Genomic DNA, 18769 nt, shown 5'->3' on the forward strand with positions numbered 1-18769 from the left:
TTGAAGGCTTCAAAATCCGATATCAGTTTACTGGTATCGGATTTTTTAATGGAATTGTCAGAAGCACTTGCTCGCACATCTATTTCTCGTCTCACTGAATTTCAAAGCTTGGCTGATGTTTTAGAGCCAGAGATTATACAAGCCTGTTTAGATTCTAATGGTGTAGCAACATTGCGTAAACGCAAGCTACCAATGGACGCTATGATTTGGGCTGTCATTGGTATGTCCTTGTTCCGAACGGAGTCCGTTCGTCAGCTAATTAACAAGTTAGATATCGTCTTACCTCAAGACGTGGATTATGTCGCCCGAAGCGCCGTCACTCAAGCTAGAAAAAAGCTAGGTAGTAATGTAGTACAAGATGTTTTTTACCGTACAGCCCAAACTTGGCATGAACGTGCGGAGCATCCACATTGGAATGGCCTTAATATTTACGGTGTTGATGGTGTAGTTTGGCGAACGCCTGATAGCAGTGCAAACAGTGCTGCCTTTGCCCGAACAGCCAATAAAGCCAGTTGCGCTGGTTATCCGCAAGTCAGGATGGTCTGCTTAATGGAGTTAAGCAGCCACCTCATACTGGGGAGCGCTTTTGATAGTGTAAGTGAAAACGAGATGAATCTAGCGAGCAGACTCATTAACCATATTCCTGATAATAGCTTGACGCTCTTCGATAAGGGGTTTTATTCACTCGGCTTGCTACATGAATGGGAGCAAAAAGGAAATAACACGCATTGGTTGCTCCCCCTCAAGAAAGGCACTCAGTATGAAGTTGTTGATAGCTTAGGGAAGCAAGATAAGCTAGTTCGTCTAACAATGACGCCGCAGGCTAAGAAGAAGCGCCCTGACTTACCCGACTCTATAACAGTGAGATTATTGACTAGGCGAGTGAAAGGAAAAGAAGTAAGCGTGCTCACATCAATGACTGACGCCATGGCATATCCAGCTTCGGAGATTGTAGATTTATATGCGCACCGCTGGGAAATTGAAATGGGCTATCGAGAAATGAAGCAACACCTATTGGAAAGTCGATTCACCTTGCGCAGCAACTTACCGGAGCTAATTCACCAAGAGCTATGGGGCTTGTTACTAGCTTACAACCTTATCCGCTACAAAATGGTATTGATGGCTAAATCGCTAAAAAGTGTTTACCCAAATCAACTTAGTTTCAGAGATGCTTCATCACATATCATCTACAAACTTACTCAAATGCCAATATATGCCCCAGGCAATGTCCCTAAAATCATCTTGGATATAGAAAGAAATGCTAGTCAGTTTAAACTTGAGGGAAAACGAGAGCGAAGTTACCCGAGGGTATTGAAGGTGTCTAAAAACCGATATCCGGTTGCTAAACGTAACAATGCCGTTCACCTTAAGTGAACGGCATTAGCTTTTTAGGCGCTCTTTTTTGTTGTTGATTGTTTGGAAAATGTAAATCAACACGATTAGCTCACAACGCGCATATTGCCTGTGAGAGAACTCGTAGCAGCATTCCTTTCTGTTACTGACCGTGGTACATTGTCAGTTCAATGAAAAATCTTTAACAATATTGTTACCCGAAGTAGAGCTATGGAAAACTTATTCCGCAAAGAAGTCATGGAACACAAGCGGCATCGGCTTGAGGGGGCGGTTTCACTTGTTCAGCCTCCTGTATTCAGTACATTAACTATGCTGATAGTCGCTGTTGTTGTAGTCAGCTTGGTGTTTTTAGCACTGGGCAAATATACGCGCAAGGAGAGAGTAACTGGGATAGTTGAACCCAATACAGGGGTGCTGCGACTTAAAGCATCGCAAACTGGCGTCATATCTGAGATCCTTGTTAAAGAAGGTGCATTGGTTGAAAAGGGCACCCCGATTTTACGTATTGCGTCCGCTAAACATAGCAAGCATGCCATCGAACTCAACCAAGCGCTGTTAAATCAGTATACCTTTCAATTACACGGCCTTGAGCAACGCTTACAACAACAAAAGCTGCAAAACAAAATCGATTTGCAAGAGCTGCAAAGCAAGAAAGTCACGGCGCAAGCAAGGTTAGTGGAGCTTAATCGACAGGCAAAAACATTTGCCGAGCGCTTGAAGCTCAATGAGCAAATGGTCGATCAGATCAGCACCTTAAAAGGCACCGGTTATATCTCTGAGCTGGAATTACAGCGCCAGCGAGACACTTTGCTGTCGTTGGAGCAGCAAGCTTCAAATATTGAGTCGGAGCGTTTGTCGTTGCAGAGCCAAATTGAGCAGTTGTCTAGCCAACTTGAGAAGTTACCACTTGAGCAAAGCAGCGTGTTATCTCAGCTGGAGTCGCAAAAAGCAGAGCTTCAAATCCAGTTATCTTCTATTGAACAGCAACGCTTGGGTGAACTTAGAGCACCGACGACAGGGGTGATCAGCGGTTTGCTCGCCAAAGTAGGCAATAATGTGGTGAGTGGACAAAACTTGCTGACTATTTTGCCTGAACATAGCCAAATGCAGGCGGTGGTATTTGTGCCTACAGAGGCATTTGGTTTTGTGAATGAAGGGCAGAAAACTCGCTTGCGCTATCACGCATTTCCCTATGAAAAATTTGGTGTGTATGACGGTGAAATTATTGAAGTTAGCCAATCGGTTATTTTTCCTGATGAAACCAGTACACCGGGTATTATCACAGCGCCAGCCTATCGTGTGGTGGTGGCACTTGAACAACAACAAGTACAGGCGTACGGCAAAGCATCTGCGTTGCGCCCCGGTATGACGCTAGAAGCTGACATTATCATTGAAGAGCGCTCGTTGCTGCGCTGGTTGTTCGATCCCGTATTTAGTATTCAAGGTCAGCTATAGGCTGAGGAGTTTGAGAAAGTATTATGCATGTTGAAGACGAAGCGCCGGTAGCGAAGCTACAGTTTTGGTCAAGGAAATCACTGCCCATTATTTTGCAGTCAGAGGCGGCTGAATGCGGTCTTGCTAGTTTAGCCATGGTGGCAGCCTATCATGGCTATCACAGCGATCTTACCTCCTTAAGGCAACGTTTTAATATCTCCCTCGAGGGGGCGACGCTGCTCGATATTATGCACTTTGCAGAAAAGCTCGAGCTGACTTCTCGACCTTTACGTATTGAGTTAGAAGATTTAGACGCATTGCAAACACCCTGTATTTTGCATTGGAATATGAACCATTTTGTGGTGCTCAAAAAAGCCAATGAAAAGCGTATTGTGATCCACGACCCCGCTTCAGGAGAGAAAACCTTCACGCTAGAAGAGGCATCAAAGCACTTTACGGGTGTGGCATTGGAGCTGACACCAACCAAAAATTTTGAGACAAAAGAATCCAGGCCATCTTTACGATTTGCTGATTTTTGGAGTCGTATTACCGGTCTGAAGCGCTCGCTATTTTTGATATTTGCTTTGTCACTGTTGTTACAAGTCTTCACGTTGGCGTCTCCTTATTACATTCAGTTGGTGATAGATGATGTGGTGCTCTCGGGCGACACGTCGCTGCTTACCGTATTGGCACTGGGGTTTTTCCTTGTCATGGTCTTTGAGATAGCCACCAATGCGTTGCGTGGTTTTACGTTGCTGCATTTTGGTAACCAAATGAACATCCAACTGGGGGCTAATTTATTCCATCACCTTGTACGCTTGCCTTTAAGCTACTTTGAAACGCGGCACATGGGCGATGTGGTTTCTCGTTTTGGTTCACTGCAACAGGTTAAGCAATTACTCACAACTGGGGTTATTGAAGCGATTATTGATGGTTTAATGGCTGTGATCACTCTAGGTATGATCTTTTTTTACAGCCCCACATTGTCATTTGTTGTTTTAGTGGCGGTTGTGGCATACGCACTGGTGCGCATCGCGATGTACAAACCATTTCGTGCCATCAGTGAACAAGAGATCATGGCACGCGCCGAAGAAAGCTCGAACTTTATGGAAACGGTGCGTGGCATCCAAACCATTAAACTGTTTGGCTCTGAAGTGAAGCGTGAAGGGCAATGGCAAAATCGCTATGCCAAAGCAATCAACCAAAACATTCGTTTGGGTAACTTCCAAATAGGCTATGACGCGATAAACCGAGCTTTATTTGGTATTGAAAATATCGTCGTTGTTTATTTGGCGGCGCACTTGGTGATCCAAGGGGGATTCAGTACCGGTATGTTGTTTGCGTTTATGTCCTATAAGCGTCAGTTTATGGATAAAACCGCGAATCTGATTGAAAAATTCATTGAATTCAAAATGCTAGGTTTACACTTTGATCGTATTGCTGACATTGCCTTAACCGAAAAAGAAGAGCTGCAACCGGAAAAGGTCAAACGACATACCATCGAAGGTGGCATCGAAATCAAGCGTGTCAGCTTTGCCTATTCAGATGCAACACCCAATGTATTGAATGAGTTGAGTCTAAAAATCAACCCGGGTGAGTCGGTGGCCATCACGGGTCCATCGGGGTGTGGTAAATCAACCTTACTCAAAATTATGCTTGGTTTGATCCCGGTTAAAAACGGCGAGGTGCTGATCGATGGCATTCCAATCGAGCAAATTGGTGCGCGTCAATATCGTCAGCAGATTGCCGCCGTGATGCAGGATGATGAGCTGTTATCCGGTTCGGTGGCTGACAATATTGCCTTTTTTGATACGCCAATTGATATGGAGCGTGTGGTGTATTGCGCCGATCTTGCGGCAATTCACGATGATATTAGTGCCATGCCCATGGGCTACGAAAGCTTGATTGGTGATATGGGTTCTAGCCTGTCGGGGGGTCAGAAGCAGCGCATTATTTTAGCGCGGGCTTTGTACAAAAACCCGAAAATTTTGTTTATGGACGAGGCGACTAGCCACTTGGATACCAATCTTGAGTCGGACATAAATGAAGCGGTTTCTCGATTGAAGATCACGCGGGTGATTATCGCGCACCGCAAAGAGACCATTGCCTCGGCGGATAGAGAAATTAAATTAAAAAAATATAAAGAAGAAGATAAAACCCAAGCTTAGCGACGCTTAGTGGTATAGCGATATAAGGGCGTACGCTGATTGTCAGCCCAACAGCTTGAATGTAAACGGTTAAGGATAATTATGGCTATTGAAAGTATATTAACAGCACAAAAAATAACAAAAATAGAAGCTATCATCAAAGAATTAGCAAAAGAGGTGATTACATTCGACTGTTCAAAACAAGCGCATGGATTGCTAAGTGGTTTGGCAGGACACCTACTCTTTTTGTATCAGGCGCATCAATACAATACCGATTGGGTCGATGAAACTCGGTTTGAAGAAAAGTTAGAACAACTACAAGATGCGCTTGGTGAACAGTCTTTTGAGATGAGTAATGGTCTAGCGGGGCAGGCATGGTTACTTGAGTATCTCAATCAGGGCAATGAAGAAGACTACGATGTTGAATTGCTTGAAGATATTGACAAACTGTTTGCTGACGCTTTGTCTATTTCACCGTGGCCTGGAGAGATTGAGTATGTACTAGGCATGGCAGGATACGCACCGTATGCGGCAAGGCGTGCGAAATACAGCGACCAAACCGCCTTGTATCGCGCGATTGTGGATGCCTTCAAAAGCACCATGGTTGAATTAAATGATGGCCATATTACTTGGTCTCAACCATCTAACTCTGTGTATCGTTTAGATAAAGATGATCTGATCAGCGCTGAGTACAACTTAGGCTTGGCGCATGGTGTACCCGCTGTGATTGCTGCCATTCTGCCCGCGTTATCTATCCCTAGCCTTAAAGATGAAGTCACAACGCTATTACTTGGTAGCTGTGATTGGTTAATCGCACAAGCGAGTCCAAACAAAGAAGATGAGAGTTGGTTTGGCAGTAGCGTGGGCAACGGCCATCGTTCTCGGTTAGGTTGGTGCTATGGTGACCTCACGATCGCACTGACACTCGCTAGAGTAGGACTGGCTCTAGACCGTCCGAGCTACGTTGAGTTTGCGCAACAAGTGGCGTTAAACAGCGTACCAAGAGACGCAAAATCGGGCAATATTATCGATGCGGGTATATGCCATGGCTCTGTTGGCTTAGTGTCTATTTATCAGTTACTTAACTATCTTATGCCGCATCCTCAGTTTGTTGCTGCGGCTGAGTATTGGCTGGATCACGCTTTGGCACAGTACGATGAGAAAGGATTGGAGTCGCTGCACGCATTTTACGGTATGGATAACACCTATAAGGCCGATTACGGCTTGCTTATGGGCTTTTCTGGTGTGGGCGTTGGTTTATTAAGTGTGTTGACCGACGATGTGGACTGGGCTGATTGCTTTTTAATGGCATAAGGAAAAACGGATGAGCAAAAACTCAAATCAAGGTATTGAAAGCGGTAAGTTTTTTGTCGTAAGAACGCCACGTTTAGCAATCGAACATCTCAGCGCCTATGCCGATAATACAGTCAGCAGTCAGCAAATTCTTGAAGATTGGTTAGCGTTGCCCGGGGTCATGGAAGCGCTGTATTTAGCCAGTCCATCACTACTTGAACGCATCGAACTGTGGCGTACAAAACCAGACTCGAAACAAGGTAAAAAGGTGGCGCAGGCACTTATCAAGTACATGGTGCGCATGTGTTCAAGACCGACACCATTTGGGCTATTTTCTGGTATTCATAAAGGGCAGGTGGGCGATCAAACACGATTGCAAGGCGGCTGCCACACAGAAGATAGCCGAAAAACCCGCTTAGATATGTTTTATTTATCTGCGTTAAAAGAGCACTTTATCAAGCATGCTTCGCGTTCGGACAATTTAAACTATAAGCCCAACCCATCGCATTATTTTGTTGCGCAGCAGTGTCGATATATCGAAACCTATTTATCCGACGACAACATGCAGTATCGACTCAGTGCCGTTGAAAGCGATGAATTTTTTAAGTTTGCTTTAGAGATTGCGAAATCAGGGCTGAGTTTCAATGCTTTAGTAGACGCATTTTGCGCACAATACCCGGATGCTGAACATGAAGACGTTGAAGGTTATATTCAAGACTTAATTGACGAAGGGGTGTTACTTGCGGATATCCCCTTGCCTTTGACTGGTGACTCACCAGATGCTGCATTGCTCAAGTCACTGCAACAAATTGGTGAACATGACACGGCGGACCATCTTGCAACCGCATTGGCGCAAATCACTGCGTTAGATGAACAGCGCAGTGGTGAGATAACGCCGTATAAGCAGTTGCTCTCTCACCTTGAGCAATTGCCCGTTAAAGTACAGGAAAACAAGCTCTTTCAATCAGATGTATATCGAAACTTTGAGCAGTGCCAGTTGAGCGAGCAAGAGCTTAACCGGTTTAAAAAGCAGTTAGAGCTGATAGCGGGCCTGAATGCTGAGCGACGTACACCGCCGATGGACCGTTTTATTTCGCAGTTTAATGCGCGCTTTGAGGGGCAATTTGTGCCACTTGATGTGATCCTAGATGACGAGTCAGGCATCGGTATTTCCGATGAAACGGGCTACGAAGCCCCTTTGATTGCGGGTTTAGCATTGGCTAAAAGTACCCCCGCATCATCCACTCAAGCGCCCATGAGTGCAATGGATAGTATTATTTATGAAGCGATCAGTTTACCCGAAAATCGCGGTAAGGATTGCATTGTACTAAGCAGTAAACAGCTAAAGTCCAAGGTAACGAATCAGGATGCCGCGAAAAAGTTTCCAAGTTCCTTTGCTGCCATGATGAGCGTCTATGAAGATGATAAGCAAAACCCGATTTTAAAATTCAACGGGTGCTATGGGCCCTCATCGGCCAATTTATTGGGCCGTTTTTGTCATCTTGACGAAAGCCTTAAGCAGGATGTGATTGCCGAATTGGAACAAGAGCAGGCACATTCAGATCAGGTCATTTTTGCTGAAGTGGTTCACATGCCTGAAGGCAGGCCGGGTAATGTGATAGCACGTCCTCACTTACGTCAATACGAAATTGTCTTTATGGCCGATAGTAGCTTGGGTGATGCGTATCAAATTCCACTGAGCGATTTACACGTATGGGTGGAAGGACGCAAAGTGAAGCTATGGAGCAAGCGTCTCAACAAGCAAGTGATCCCGCGTTTATCGAGTGCGCATAACTATTCTGCGCGTAGTCTCAGTGCATATAAGTTTTTGTGTATGCTGCAAAGCCAAGATGGTCGTGCACCTAATTTTAATATGCCTTCGAGCACGGACAATCATGCCTTTGTACCTAGGATCATGTTGGATAACTTGATCTTGCATGAAAAAACCTGGCGAGTTGCGCGAGATGAGTTAGAAGCGGTATATAACAAGGGGCAGCTCGATGTTAGTAAGCTTGAAGCGTTACAAGAAAAGTACTTACTTGATCCGCAAGTGAGCTATGCCATCAGTGATAACGTACTACAGCTAGACCTACGTAACGTTGACATGTTAGGTATTTTGTTAGCAGAAACAAAAGGTTTGCAGCGAGTTACACTCAAAGAAGTGCTCAGTGCACACTATGCGTCGCGCGTGGTCGATAAGCACGGCCACCGCTACAGCAATGAGTTGATCGTGCCATTTTTCAATCATATGGCGACACCTCACAGCCATTTTGCCGATGATCCAATCGCCAATATCAATGCGACGCCCATTAAACGTCGCTTTAGTGCTGGTTCACAGTGGCTTAGTTTAAAAATATATTCCGGTAATACGCTCGTCGAACAGTTGCTAGCAGAGCGTTTACAGCCCTTGATTGAACAGCATCGCGAACTGTATGAAAAGTGGTTTTTTATCCGCTATGGCGATCCCGATTGGCACCTAAGGCTGCGCTTTTTTGGTGAACCGAGCGTGCTGTGTGGCCAGCTGTTACCGATTTTGAATCAATTGCTTGATCCGATGATTGAAGACGGCGAGTTACACAAAGTGGAGCTTATGACCTATGAGCGTGAAGTTGAGCGTTATGGTGGGCCAGAGTCAATGGCGTTGGTTGAGTCGTTATTTATGTTTGATAGCACATTGATCGCAAAAACCTGCGCACTTGTTGAAGATCACGGTGAGGCAGTGCGTTGGCGTATGGCGTTACTGTGCACCGATCAGTTGTTGACGCTGTTTAACTATACCGATGCAGAGCGTTTGGCGCTGATCACCCGACTGCGAGATGGTTTTGGGCGAGAGTTTAATGACAGTAGTACGGTCAGAAAAACACTGGGTAATCGGTTCAGAGAATATCAACCGACTTTAGACGATGACTTTGACAAGTTTGCAAGTCAAATCCCAGCCAGTGACGAGTTACAACAAGCGTTATTTACGTTAGCAACGCAGTGGCGTGTTGCCGCAGAGCCTATAGTCGGTCAACTAAATCAATTAATCGCGCAAGGGGCTTTAAATTGCAGCAAAGACTCATTACTAGGCTCACTATTACATATGCATAACAATCGTATGTTTAAAGCCTATGGCCGTGAGCAAGAGTTGGTGATCCACGACTTGCTACGCCGTAAGTATTTTTCTGCGAATAAAAAATGATCGTCAAGTATTTGTAAATTGGGCTAAAGTTTCAGGTATCAATATTGACGATTAAGGAAGTTTGATGAAATGTCTTAAGCTTAGCCTGACTGGTATCTTGTTGCTGTTCAGCTCAGTGAGTGCAATGGCGCAGTCTCTGGTGGATGAACTGAAAGTGTTTGAACCCTACTTGGGCACATGGCAGGCTGATTTTCCAGCGCCAGAGAACACGCCAGCGATGCAGGATGTGAGTCATTGGGAGCGTGCTTTAAACGGCACGGCGGTGCGAACTCTACATTCGATCAATGACGGAATGTATGGGGGAGAGTCGATCATTTTCTGGGATAAAACCAAGCAACAAGTGGTGTTTTACTATTTCACCACGGCGGGGTTTTACACCACGGGGTATATGTCTGTTTTGGAAGATGGTAGTTTTGTTGCTTACGAAGATGTTGAAGGCAACCAAGATGGCATTAGCAAAGTAAAATCAACCAGTCGTTTTGTTGATGGCAAGATGCATGTGGCCACGCAATACCTGAAAAATGGTCAATGGACATCACCGGAAGCTCGCGTGTATGAACGCTCGAATAAATCCGTGACGTTTCGATAACGCGAGTCAAAATAAATAGAGCACCCATGTGGTGCTCTATTTATTTAATTAACGGATTTATTTGATTAACTGTTTGATAAGAATAGTATTAGTTTTTTCCCTATGCGTAACGCATCATCTGATAGTGCATTCCATTGTTTTATCTCACTCACCTTAACGTTAAAGTGCTTGGCAATCCGCCATAAGCTGTCACCCGAGCGCACCTCATAATCGACTTGCTGATCGGCAAGTACGGGCAACAGCAGTGTGTCGCCCGCTTTAATTCGGTTATCTTGGAGTTGGTTAAATGACTTTAATTGTGAGAGCGTGAGGGCAAAACGTTTAGCAATGACACTTAGACTATCGCTTCGTTGAATTTTGTACTGTTGCCATTGCGTGTTTGGCATAGAGGGTAATTGAGTGATGTACTGATGCCAACCTTGGACTTTATCCGCCGGTATCACAATATGTTTAGGCCCATCTAATAAAGCGGGGAAACGAGTATACCCAGGATTTAAATCACGTAATACTCGCCAGTTTTTATCTGTGTCGAGCATCAAACCGCGTTCGAGTGGCAAAACTTCAATGGCGCTATGGTTGGCGATCGGTGGAAACACCATTTTCTGCTCTTTGAGTAATTGCGCCGCGGCCAAGAGTTTTGGCACGTAATGACGTGTTTGTTTGGGTAACGATAAAGCAAAGAAGTCGCTTGATTTACCCTTTTGTTTATTCTTTTTGATGGCTTGTGCGACGCGGCCCTCGCCCGTGTTATAGGCGGCAATGGCGTGATACCAGTTACCATCAAAGCGTTTATGTAGGTAGCTTAAAAAATCCAGAGCGGCGTTGGTTGCATCAATAATGTCTTGTCTACCATCGTACCAAGGCCCTATTTTGATGCCGTAGTGTTTGGCTATCAAAGGGGTTAATTGCCAAAGACCCGAGGCATGTTTATGCGAGTAAGCATTGGTATCAAAGTCACTTTCAATTAATGGCATGAGTGCCAACTCAATGGGTAAACCGCGTTGTTCTACTTGCTCGACAATGTAATACAAAAATGGACCGGCTCGTTTGCTGATCACTTCCATATAGTTTGGGTGGGATAGATACCAGTCAACGCGTGCTTGTACACTGGGGTGTGAGCTGGGGGCAAACGCCAGTTGAGCACGAATACGTTGCCATACATCGCTCATTTCTTGTGGCTTAATGGCTATAGCGACTGGTTCTGGCGCTGGGTTAGGGTTGCTCGCTTGGTGATTAACGGTGGGGGTCGCGGGCTCGATATGCTTAGGCTCAGTGGGTTGAGTGGATTGACAGCCACTGAGTAGAAGCAAAAACAGCGGGAAAAAACGAGATAAAGACATATAAACCAAAGCATTAATTATTATTTGTGAGAATTGTAACTAAATTTTAGCCAAGAGGCGAAGTGTGTTTATTATGCTGATATCGACTTAATTGCGCATGAATTTGAACATACGATACCGTGATAGATGTGCTATGTGTCGGCGAAAAAGGGAGGAAAACGGGCTTTTCTCCTTTGTATATACAACAATTGTAGGGTTATATATTGTGAGGTTACAAGCAGTAGCCACCATCTATAGTAATGTGCTCACCACGCATGCCCAATGAGCCGTTGGAAAGCATAAAGGCCATCGCTTCGACCATGTCGTTGGGTGTCAGAATTCTACCCGCAGGGGTGGCTTTCATGGCTTCAGATAAGCCACTAATTTGTTGCTCATCCATGCCGGCCTTGTGTTGAATTTCCGTATGGGTCACCCCAGGGCGTAAATAATTAATGCGTATGCCTCGGCGTGCTAACTCTTGGTTTAGTGTGTGTGCAAAGGCTTCGAATGCGCCTTTACTTGCCGCGTATACTGATGCCGTTGGAAACGCTTTATCGACTACAATACTCGATACATAGACTATGCTGGCGGGGTTTTTTAGCACGGGTAAAAGCGCTTGAAGCATCAACGCAGGGCCGGTGAAGTTAATCGCCATGGTGGTGTTAATGTCTTCAGGTTGTACTTCACCGAAGGTCTGCGGATAAAATACGCCGGCATTTAATACGAGCCCATCAAGTTGAGTACCTGCTTGCTGTAATGAAGCCGCTAAGGTTTGAATATGATCAAAATTAGCGTTGTCGCACAACATGCCTTTTACTTGCTCTGGGTGAGGGGCGTATTGTGCGAGTTTTTGTGTTGTTGCCGCGATTTTTTCACTATTGCGGCCTGTAAAAGTAACCTGCCATCCAAGTTGTAGCAGATGCTGCGCCGTTTGTTCACCAATCCCCGCGGTTGCACCAGTAATTAAGACTGTTTTGTTCGACATAAAAGACTTCCTTGCTGTTGTGATGTTTATCTGTGCAGCAGCATAGCAAACAGTATGTGTGAAAATTAAGCATCTAATTTTCAATATATAGTTGCCAAATTGGAATCAATTAAACGTTCCACGTAGTGTGAAATGGATCTCTGGCTTAGTCGTTTCCGTCACTATGCGATGGCCATCGTGCTCGTTTATGCGGCTGCTGCGAAAGTATTGCTGCAACGCGTTGTCTTTTTCATCGGCGAACGAGCTGATTGACAAGCGCATTTGCAAATCTTCATGCAGTTGTGCTTCGATGTAAGCACTCGTGGTATCGGCACTGGTTTCATTAATAAGTTCATCAATATAGTACTCTGTGCTGTGCTCGGCTGCAGTATATTCAAGGCCCCACGAGAACATGTCTAAATCATGACGAAACTCAGCGCTAAACACATGTGGAATCAGTTCATTGGTCATACGCTGCATGCCTAGTGTGTCGTTGTAGCGTGCATTGGCATAGTTGTGATTGAGTGTTAATGTGCTGCTTGCCAGTAGCCAAGGTGTTTTCAGATCGAGCAAGGTGTTGACGCCAAACTGCTGAGCATCACCCGCATTGCCAATTTCTTGTTCACCATTACCAATTAGTACGTACTCATGAACCGCTTTGCGCCATTTATGATAAAACGTCGTGTTCAACGTTAACCAATCATCATGGCTATAGTTGAGTTGCATGGATAACTCACTGTAACGTTCTGGTTGAAGCGCAATATTTCCCAATTGCACGCGGCCATAAGTGACGTCTTGACTGGCGACAAACAAACTAAAATCTAGCTGTTCTACTTGGCGCTTAAATTGCCAAGTAACACCCCAGTTATCTTTATTCACGCTGAGTTTTATAAGCGGTTTGAGATGACGTTGCTCAAATATCGTTGGCTTATCTCGTTGCGCTTTAAGCTCCGTACGTTCTGCATTAAGCCGAGCATAAAGTTGCCAGTCGGAGTTCAGTTGCCAAGTGACAGCACTAAACGGTTGATAGCGCGTTTCAGTGACTTTACTGGCATAAGAAAGGGCATTGACAAGGCTCGTGGCCACTAAGTCATTGCGGCTTATTTCTAGTCCAAATTCAGGGCTAAAAGGCCACTGATTTACTTGTATAGACAACTGCATAACTTGCTCTTTTTGCTGTTTTTCCTGAGTGAAGTCTGCACTTTCTTGTGACAATGATTGATCAACGCGATGTTGTTGATTATCGCGTATAAATCCTAACCATTGCAGATTACTCTTGTTTGCCAAAGTATGCTGCCAATCTACACCGAATTGATATTCATCTATATCAAGCCACTCTATGGTGGTTTCGTTATCAAATGCGTTTGTGTGTTGGGGCTGAAAGTACTGATGGCGAAAGTCTGTTTGCCAGCGCTCCGAGATAAACTTACTGGTGATCTGCAAACGATTTGACTCATTGCCCGTACTGGATTGTGTATCTATCTGAAACAGTTTTAATTTTTCAATAAAATCTTCGGTTTGAACCTCAATAGGCTGGTGTAACACATTGTATTCATCAGCCTGTGTGAAGGAGATAAATTCGCTGTTCTCAGCACTCAGATTGACTTGATGAAGCCACGTGCCTGTTGGCGTTCTTAGCTGCAGTTGTAGCTCGTTAAAGGAATTACGCTGGTTGCGCAGCGCCATATCGGCTTGCCAATTGAGTGTTGTGCGTTCGCGCCTTGTGATGATATTGGCAACCTGCGAATGATGCGACACGCTGCTGAATGGGTGGCCCGTGTTATAAACCTCAACCGCTCCAACAAGCTCTGCGCTAAGCTTCTTTAAAATCCCAGATAAAGACTCTGATTTTGACAAAGGAGGGGTGCCATCAATCAATACATTGCCAGCTGTATTGGCTAAACCCCGTTGCCCGCTATTTTCAACGAACGCGAACCCCGGCAGTTGCTCAATGACATCTAAAGCATGTTGCACGTTAAACGGCTCAAAGTAGTCGCGCGCATACTTTTGCTGTGTATTCGTGAGTGTGTTGTTCGCATAACAAATGGTTGTAACACAGCACAGGCCAAAAATAGCGCTGCTGATGAGCGTTTTTACGTATTGCATTGAGGTCTTCCCAAGTCTAATTCATCGCTGCTATTTGAAAATATCAAACCAAATAAAACAAATGGTTAGGGGTGGGGTGACGTATTTTGGGACGAATGAACCGCCCTAAACTCGATTTAAAGGTATGGGTTACTCTGCGCAGCACATAGAGACTTTACTTTTTGATAGTAACGTTTGCTCAAAGGGATTACCTGAGCATTGGTTAAGTGTACCAAAGCACTCCCCGAAGGCTTGCGCTCAATGTGCTTGATGCAGTGCACATTGACCAGATAAGAGCGGTGGGTGCGAATAAACGACATAGGCGTTAAACGCTCTTCTAAATGGGTGAGCGTTGCGCGCTTAATGTAGCTTTGCTCATCGGTGTGTATCTCAACATAATTACTCGCGGCGCTGACCGATACGATTTTTTCAAATGGTAATAAGGTTTTGTTTTTGCCTAAATCGACAAGTAGCATGGGCGCAGCGGTATCTTTTGCATTGCTTTTCCAAAGCTTGTTCCAAGCCAACAGGTGCAAAATTAACAGCACAGAATGTGAAGGAATGAAATACACAATGGTGCCCAAAATGGTATCGCCATAAACTAAGTAATCAAATATTGCTTGATATATCAAAGTGCTGAGTATCAAAGGAAGAAATACGAGTAGATATCCGAGAGGGGTTAACCGCGCTTGTTTTTGTAGACTATCAAGCAGAGAAAAAATAACGGGTGTCCATACATACCACAAACACCATTCTTGCAAAGCCCACCAAGCATAGTCATTGATGCGATGAGCGGGCAACACAAGCAAGTCATGGAACTGGGTAATACAAGTCAGCAAAACAATAATAACGGTCCACACCGCACAGCCCAACAGGCACTGATATTTTAAGCGCTGCTTAGGTTGTCTTATGCGGGCGGTAAGCTGATCCATTGGTGCTTGCTGTGTTCCAAATTGGGGTATTCTAAGTGGGGGAGTGGCATCTAGCAAGCCGTCACAGAAACTATTCTGTGACGGGCAAATATGAAAAGTTAACAGGCTTTGAAAGCGATGGAAGCATTTGTACCACCAAACCCGAACGAGTTAGACAGCGCATAGGTCACTTTTGCTTGTCGGCTTGTTTTCATGATTAAGTCTACGCCTAAACAAGCTGGGTCAACATTATCTGAACTGAGGTTTACCGTGTAGGGCAAAACTTGGTGCTTGAGAGCCAATGCGGTAAATACCGCTTCAATGGCACCGGCGGCGCCAAGCAGATGGCCGGTTTGTGCTTTAGTGCCAGAGACCGCAATATGTGGTGCATAGTCGCCAAAGGTATTTTTAATCGCGGTTATTTCAATGCTGTCGGCGGCCGTACTGGTACTGTGGGTATTGATATAATCGACTTGTTGAGCGCTGATGTTGGCCATGTTCAGTGCGTTTTGCATCGCCCGTTGGGCACCAAGTCCTTGTGGGTGCGGTGCGCTTATCGCAAAGCCTGTATGGCCATCACAGGTGCGGCCAAAGCCGGCCACCTCACAATATATTGTTGCACCACGCGCTTTGGCGTGATCATAGTCTTCAAGTACTAAGCACGCTGCGCCTTCGCCCATCACAAAGCCGTCGCGGTCTTGCGTAAATGGTCGAGACGCCGTGTTGGGTTCATCATTGCGCGTAGACAGTGCATTTTGTGCGTTAAAGGTCGCAATACCAACGGCGGTGATAGCGGCTTCGGCACCACCCGCAACCATTATCTCGGCTTCACCGTTGGATATGGCATTACACGCATCCATGATGGCATGCGCACTGGCTGCACAAGCGGTGCAATGGGCGTTGTTGGGCCCACCAAAATTCCAATGGGCAGAAATGTAACCTGCCGATAAATTTGGCAAAAACATCAAGTTACCGAATGGTGACTGCTTTTTACCCGCTTCCGCTTTGGCGGCGCAAAGCTCTAGGCTATTGAGGCCACCGACACCTGTGGCTACATTCACCCCGATGCGGTGCAAAATGGCTTCGTCTTTTATTTCGTCTAATTTTGCCTCAGAGATGGCTTCAGCGGCAGCTATCATGGCAAAGATTTGATGCCTATCTAACTTTTTTAGCTGTTTTGTGCGGGTGCTTTCATCCATAAAGCTAAAGGGGGGATGAGCGCCGGGCTCAAAGTCAGCGCTTACTTGTGCTGCAAAATGGCTTTTACATCCCGTTTGCTGTGGGTCGAAATGCTCAATGGCACGAATGCCGTGCTCGCCCTGTAACAGGCGGTCAAAACTACTTTGTGCGGTATTGCCTATCGGAGATATAGCACCGATGCCAGTGACAACGATTCGTTTCATGGTATTCCTTGTTTTTCACAGAGCGTCATTGATAGCGGCTACGACACAAAGGTTGACACCATCAAGGTTAACGCGAGTTTAGCTTTACCAATTTAATTCGCTGCTGTTGCAAATTAATGACATTGCGTGTGCAGTAACAGAAAGCCTTGCAACAGCATGAACTTTTTTTGAACAAAAATTGAACTTGTTGGCTCACTGTATCGTTTAATGAGTATCTCAGTCAAAAAAGGTGTACTACGATGCTAGCCTATGAACTAAAAATGCAGATCAGCCAAGAAAAGCTTGATACCGTGATCCTCAGTTATGCCGATTCAAACCATTATCTGGTGGGGGGGATGGACCACAATGGCAACTTTCATGCGTTAACAAGCCATAGCGGAAAAATGATTACGTTTAATTCACTGCGTGAAGCAGAGGTGATGCTGGCTGGTTTGGGCGTCGACCGCGCGGTGTTTGAAATGCAAAGCGCCTATGATGAAATGGTGGCATCAAGCTCGGCGGGTAGCGCAAAAATGACCGTCAACGTGTATCACTAACCAGCCTGTTATTGAGATTAAGGCTCTCTTAAAGCCTTAATCTCCTTCTAATTATTCTTTTACGACGAGGAGTGTCACACCAGGGTATGCAGATTCGACGATGCCATCGTGAGCGTAAACATTTACTAAATACCACCCAGGTTTATCAACGGTTAGATCAACGACGTTTTCTCTGGCATTAGAAAACGAAAAAGTTGCTCCATTCATTGGTTTGTTCATTTCCCAGCGATAAGTCAGCTCGTCGCGATCTAAGTCATTGGCTATCGCCGTTAGCGTGATGGGAGTATTTGGTTTCTTTACCACGCTAGTGGTAATGCCGCCAACATAAGGAGGGTGATTATTTTTAACTTTTGTTGGCCTTGGGGTGACTACAACATGCGCGCGTTTGGGCGAGCTTTGCTCTAATCCATCAGACACCACGGTTTCTATGACATATTCACCGGCTTCATCAAAAACCATATAAACTTGTTGTAAATATTTGTTTTGAATAGCTGAACTAGAGTTTTCTGGGCGACTGACAATGCGCCACTGGTAGAAAATGCGATCACCGTCTTTGTCTTCAGCGTAAGTAGTAAAATACACGCTTTCATTGATGTACACTTCCGTGTCTGTTTGTTCTAAGCGCAATATCGTCGGTGCATGGTTATATTCAATAACTTGTATGTCTTTGCTGACCTTGTGATAACTTTTTCCATCGTTCACAGTGAGTGAAATGGTATACACACCTGCATTTTGTGCTGAGAATACGGCTTTTGCTTGTGTGTTGTTTTGCAGTGTAAATTCAGCATCTGTCACTTTACTACTCACTTGCCAAAGGTAAGTGAGGTTGTCGCCATCCGCATCGGTACTTTCTGAGCCATCAAGCTCTAACTCTTTATTGATTAAAATGCTCGAATGAGCAAAATGAAAACGCGCTTGAGGTAGGTTATTTGTAATTGGGTTGGCAATGGTGATAAGTACCTGAGCCGAAGATGTATTACTCTCTAAATCGGTGAGTGTTAGCTGCGCCTGAAAGACACCAATTTCATCAGCAATGAATGTCGCACGTAAAGTGTTGCTATTTAGAAGTTCAGCACGACTGTTTGTTGGTTTTTGTAGCCACTGCCACTGTGCCTTGACACCGTCATACAGTTGGCTCTCTATGCCATCGAGTGTGATCGTTTGACCTAGCGCTAAAGCTCCGAGTGCTTCTACTTTGGCTTCTAATTCAGGCGCAGGTTCTGGTTCTGGTTCAGGTGCTGGTGTAGGTGCTGGCGTTGGCACAGGAGTGGGTTCGGGTTTTTCTTTTTGAACCGTTACTATGGGTTTGTCATCAGAACCTGAGCCACCACATGCGCTGATAAGCACAGTTAATAAAGCAATCAAAACATATTTTTGGTTACGCATAAATTCAATCCTTTTGATAGCGTAGTTTGACTAAATTGTGAGAATGTACCTAATTTGGATTAAATCGTAAGCTTTCGGATCTGAACGACGACTGAAGAAATTGCCCGCACGGTGGTTTTTGGCTTTAGTGAAAGAAAGTGAGAAAGAGTGTTGCCATATTCTTAAAGT

General features: G+C 45.1%; 13 protein-coding genes. 7 read left to right on the forward strand and 6 right to left on the reverse strand.

The window, feature by feature from the left end; translation table 11 throughout:
- Positions 1 to 48 precede the first annotated feature (48 nt).
- The 6 genes from AC5FX4_RS02780 (at position 49) to AC5FX4_RS02805 (ending at position 9997) form a co-directional block, all read left to right on the forward strand.
- Positions 49 to 1374: an IS4 family transposase gene (locus AC5FX4_RS02780; protein ID WP_493604995.1), complete on the forward strand. Its 1326-nt coding sequence runs from the start codon at positions 49 to 51 to the stop codon at positions 1372 to 1374.
- A gap of 189 nt (positions 1375 to 1563) precedes the next feature.
- Entirely contained in the window at positions 1564 to 2808 is a 1245-nt protein-coding gene (locus AC5FX4_RS02785; protein WP_493604996.1) for a beta-barrel domain-containing protein, read from the forward strand.
- Positions 2809 to 2831: 23 nt separating this feature from the next.
- Positions 2832 to 4955: a peptidase domain-containing ABC transporter gene (locus tag AC5FX4_RS02790; RefSeq protein ID WP_493604997.1), complete on the forward strand. Its 2124-nt coding sequence runs from the start codon at positions 2832 to 2834 to the stop codon at positions 4953 to 4955.
- 81 nt (positions 4956 to 5036) lie between these two features.
- Positions 5037 to 6248, forward strand: coding sequence for a lanthionine synthetase C family protein (locus AC5FX4_RS02795; RefSeq protein ID WP_493604998.1), 1212 nt, complete (start codon positions 5037 to 5039; stop codon positions 6246 to 6248).
- Positions 6249 to 6258: 10 nt separating this feature from the next.
- Positions 6259 to 9408 carry a lantibiotic dehydratase gene (locus tag AC5FX4_RS02800; protein ID WP_493604999.1) on the forward strand — a complete coding sequence of 1050 codons (3150 nt, stop codon included), beginning with the start codon at positions 6259 to 6261 and terminating at the stop codon, positions 9406 to 9408.
- Positions 9409 to 9472: 64 nt separating this feature from the next.
- Entirely contained in the window at positions 9473 to 9997 is a 525-nt protein-coding gene (locus AC5FX4_RS02805; protein WP_493605000.1) for a hypothetical protein, read from the forward strand.
- 65 nt (positions 9998 to 10062) lie between these two features.
- On the opposite strand, the gene AC5FX4_RS02810 is transcribed toward AC5FX4_RS02805, so the two are convergent.
- From AC5FX4_RS02810 to AC5FX4_RS02830, 5 genes are all read right to left on the reverse strand, one after another.
- Positions 10063 to 11337, reverse strand: coding sequence for a LysM peptidoglycan-binding domain-containing protein (locus AC5FX4_RS02810; protein ID WP_493605001.1), 1275 nt, complete (start codon positions 11335 to 11337; stop codon positions 10063 to 10065).
- A 211-nt stretch (positions 11338 to 11548) separates the two neighbouring features.
- The gene (locus AC5FX4_RS02815; RefSeq protein ID WP_493605002.1) at positions 11549 to 12301 is read right to left on the reverse strand and encodes an SDR family NAD(P)-dependent oxidoreductase; all 753 of its coding nucleotides are present in this window, start codon (positions 12299 to 12301) and stop codon (positions 11549 to 11551) included.
- A gap of 105 nt (positions 12302 to 12406) precedes the next feature.
- A complete protein-coding gene (locus tag AC5FX4_RS02820; protein ID WP_493605003.1) occupies positions 12407 to 14386 on the reverse strand; it encodes a TonB-dependent receptor in 1980 nt (659 codons plus the stop codon).
- A 116-nt stretch (positions 14387 to 14502) separates the two neighbouring features.
- Positions 14503 to 15297, reverse strand: a complete 795-nt coding sequence (locus AC5FX4_RS02825; protein WP_493605004.1) for a LytTR family DNA-binding domain-containing protein — start codon at positions 15295 to 15297, stop codon at positions 14503 to 14505.
- Between the two features lie 98 nt (positions 15298 to 15395).
- The gene (locus tag AC5FX4_RS02830) at positions 15396 to 16679 is read right to left on the reverse strand and encodes a beta-ketoacyl-[acyl-carrier-protein] synthase family protein (protein WP_493605005.1); all 1284 of its coding nucleotides are present in this window, start codon (positions 16677 to 16679) and stop codon (positions 15396 to 15398) included.
- 239 nt (positions 16680 to 16918) lie between these two features.
- Here AC5FX4_RS02830 and AC5FX4_RS02835 point away from each other — a divergent pair, with 239 nt between their 5' ends.
- Entirely contained in the window at positions 16919 to 17215 is a 297-nt protein-coding gene (locus tag AC5FX4_RS02835) for a DUF6482 family protein (RefSeq protein ID WP_493605006.1), read from the forward strand.
- Positions 17216 to 17266: 51 nt separating this feature from the next.
- Here AC5FX4_RS02835 and AC5FX4_RS02840 read toward each other — a convergent pair whose 3' ends face one another.
- Entirely contained in the window at positions 17267 to 18601 is a 1335-nt protein-coding gene (locus AC5FX4_RS02840) for a PKD domain-containing protein (RefSeq protein WP_493605007.1), read from the reverse strand.
- Between the last annotated feature and the right edge of the window lie 168 nt (positions 18602 to 18769).

The sequence above is a fragment of the Pseudoalteromonas sp. ATL1 genome (assembly GCF_058933015.1).

What these genes read in the sequence shown, in the direction of transcription:
- AC5FX4_RS02780 (WP_493604995.1), top strand. Translation starts at nt 49, where the DNA reads ATGGAATTGTCAGAAGCACTTGCTCGCACATCTATTTCTCGTCTCACT.
- AC5FX4_RS02785 (WP_493604996.1), top strand. Translation starts at nt 1,564, where the DNA reads ATGGAAAACTTATTCCGCAAAGAAGTCATGGAACACAAGCGGCATCGG.
- AC5FX4_RS02790 (WP_493604997.1), top strand. Translation starts at nt 2,832, where the DNA reads ATGCATGTTGAAGACGAAGCGCCGGTAGCGAAGCTACAGTTTTGGTCA.
- AC5FX4_RS02795 (WP_493604998.1), top strand. Translation starts at nt 5,037, where the DNA reads ATGGCTATTGAAAGTATATTAACAGCACAAAAAATAACAAAAATAGAA.
- AC5FX4_RS02800 (WP_493604999.1), top strand. Translation starts at nt 6,259, where the DNA reads ATGAGCAAAAACTCAAATCAAGGTATTGAAAGCGGTAAGTTTTTTGTC.
- AC5FX4_RS02805 (WP_493605000.1), top strand. Translation starts at nt 9,473, where the DNA reads ATGAAATGTCTTAAGCTTAGCCTGACTGGTATCTTGTTGCTGTTCAGC.
- AC5FX4_RS02810 (WP_493605001.1), bottom strand. Translation starts at nt 11,337, where the DNA reads ATGTCTTTATCTCGTTTTTTCCCGCTGTTTTTGCTTCTACTCAGTGGC.
- AC5FX4_RS02815 (WP_493605002.1), bottom strand. Translation starts at nt 12,301, where the DNA reads ATGTCGAACAAAACAGTCTTAATTACTGGTGCAACCGCGGGGATTGGT.
- AC5FX4_RS02820 (WP_493605003.1), bottom strand. Translation starts at nt 14,386, where the DNA reads ATGCAATACGTAAAAACGCTCATCAGCAGCGCTATTTTTGGCCTGTGC.
- AC5FX4_RS02825 (WP_493605004.1), bottom strand. Translation starts at nt 15,297, where the DNA reads ATGGATCAGCTTACCGCCCGCATAAGACAACCTAAGCAGCGCTTAAAA.
- AC5FX4_RS02830 (WP_493605005.1), bottom strand. Translation starts at nt 16,679, where the DNA reads ATGAAACGAATCGTTGTCACTGGCATCGGTGCTATATCTCCGATAGGC.
- AC5FX4_RS02835 (WP_493605006.1), top strand. Translation starts at nt 16,919, where the DNA reads ATGCTAGCCTATGAACTAAAAATGCAGATCAGCCAAGAAAAGCTTGAT.
- AC5FX4_RS02840 (WP_493605007.1), bottom strand. Translation starts at nt 18,601, where the DNA reads ATGCGTAACCAAAAATATGTTTTGATTGCTTTATTAACTGTGCTTATC.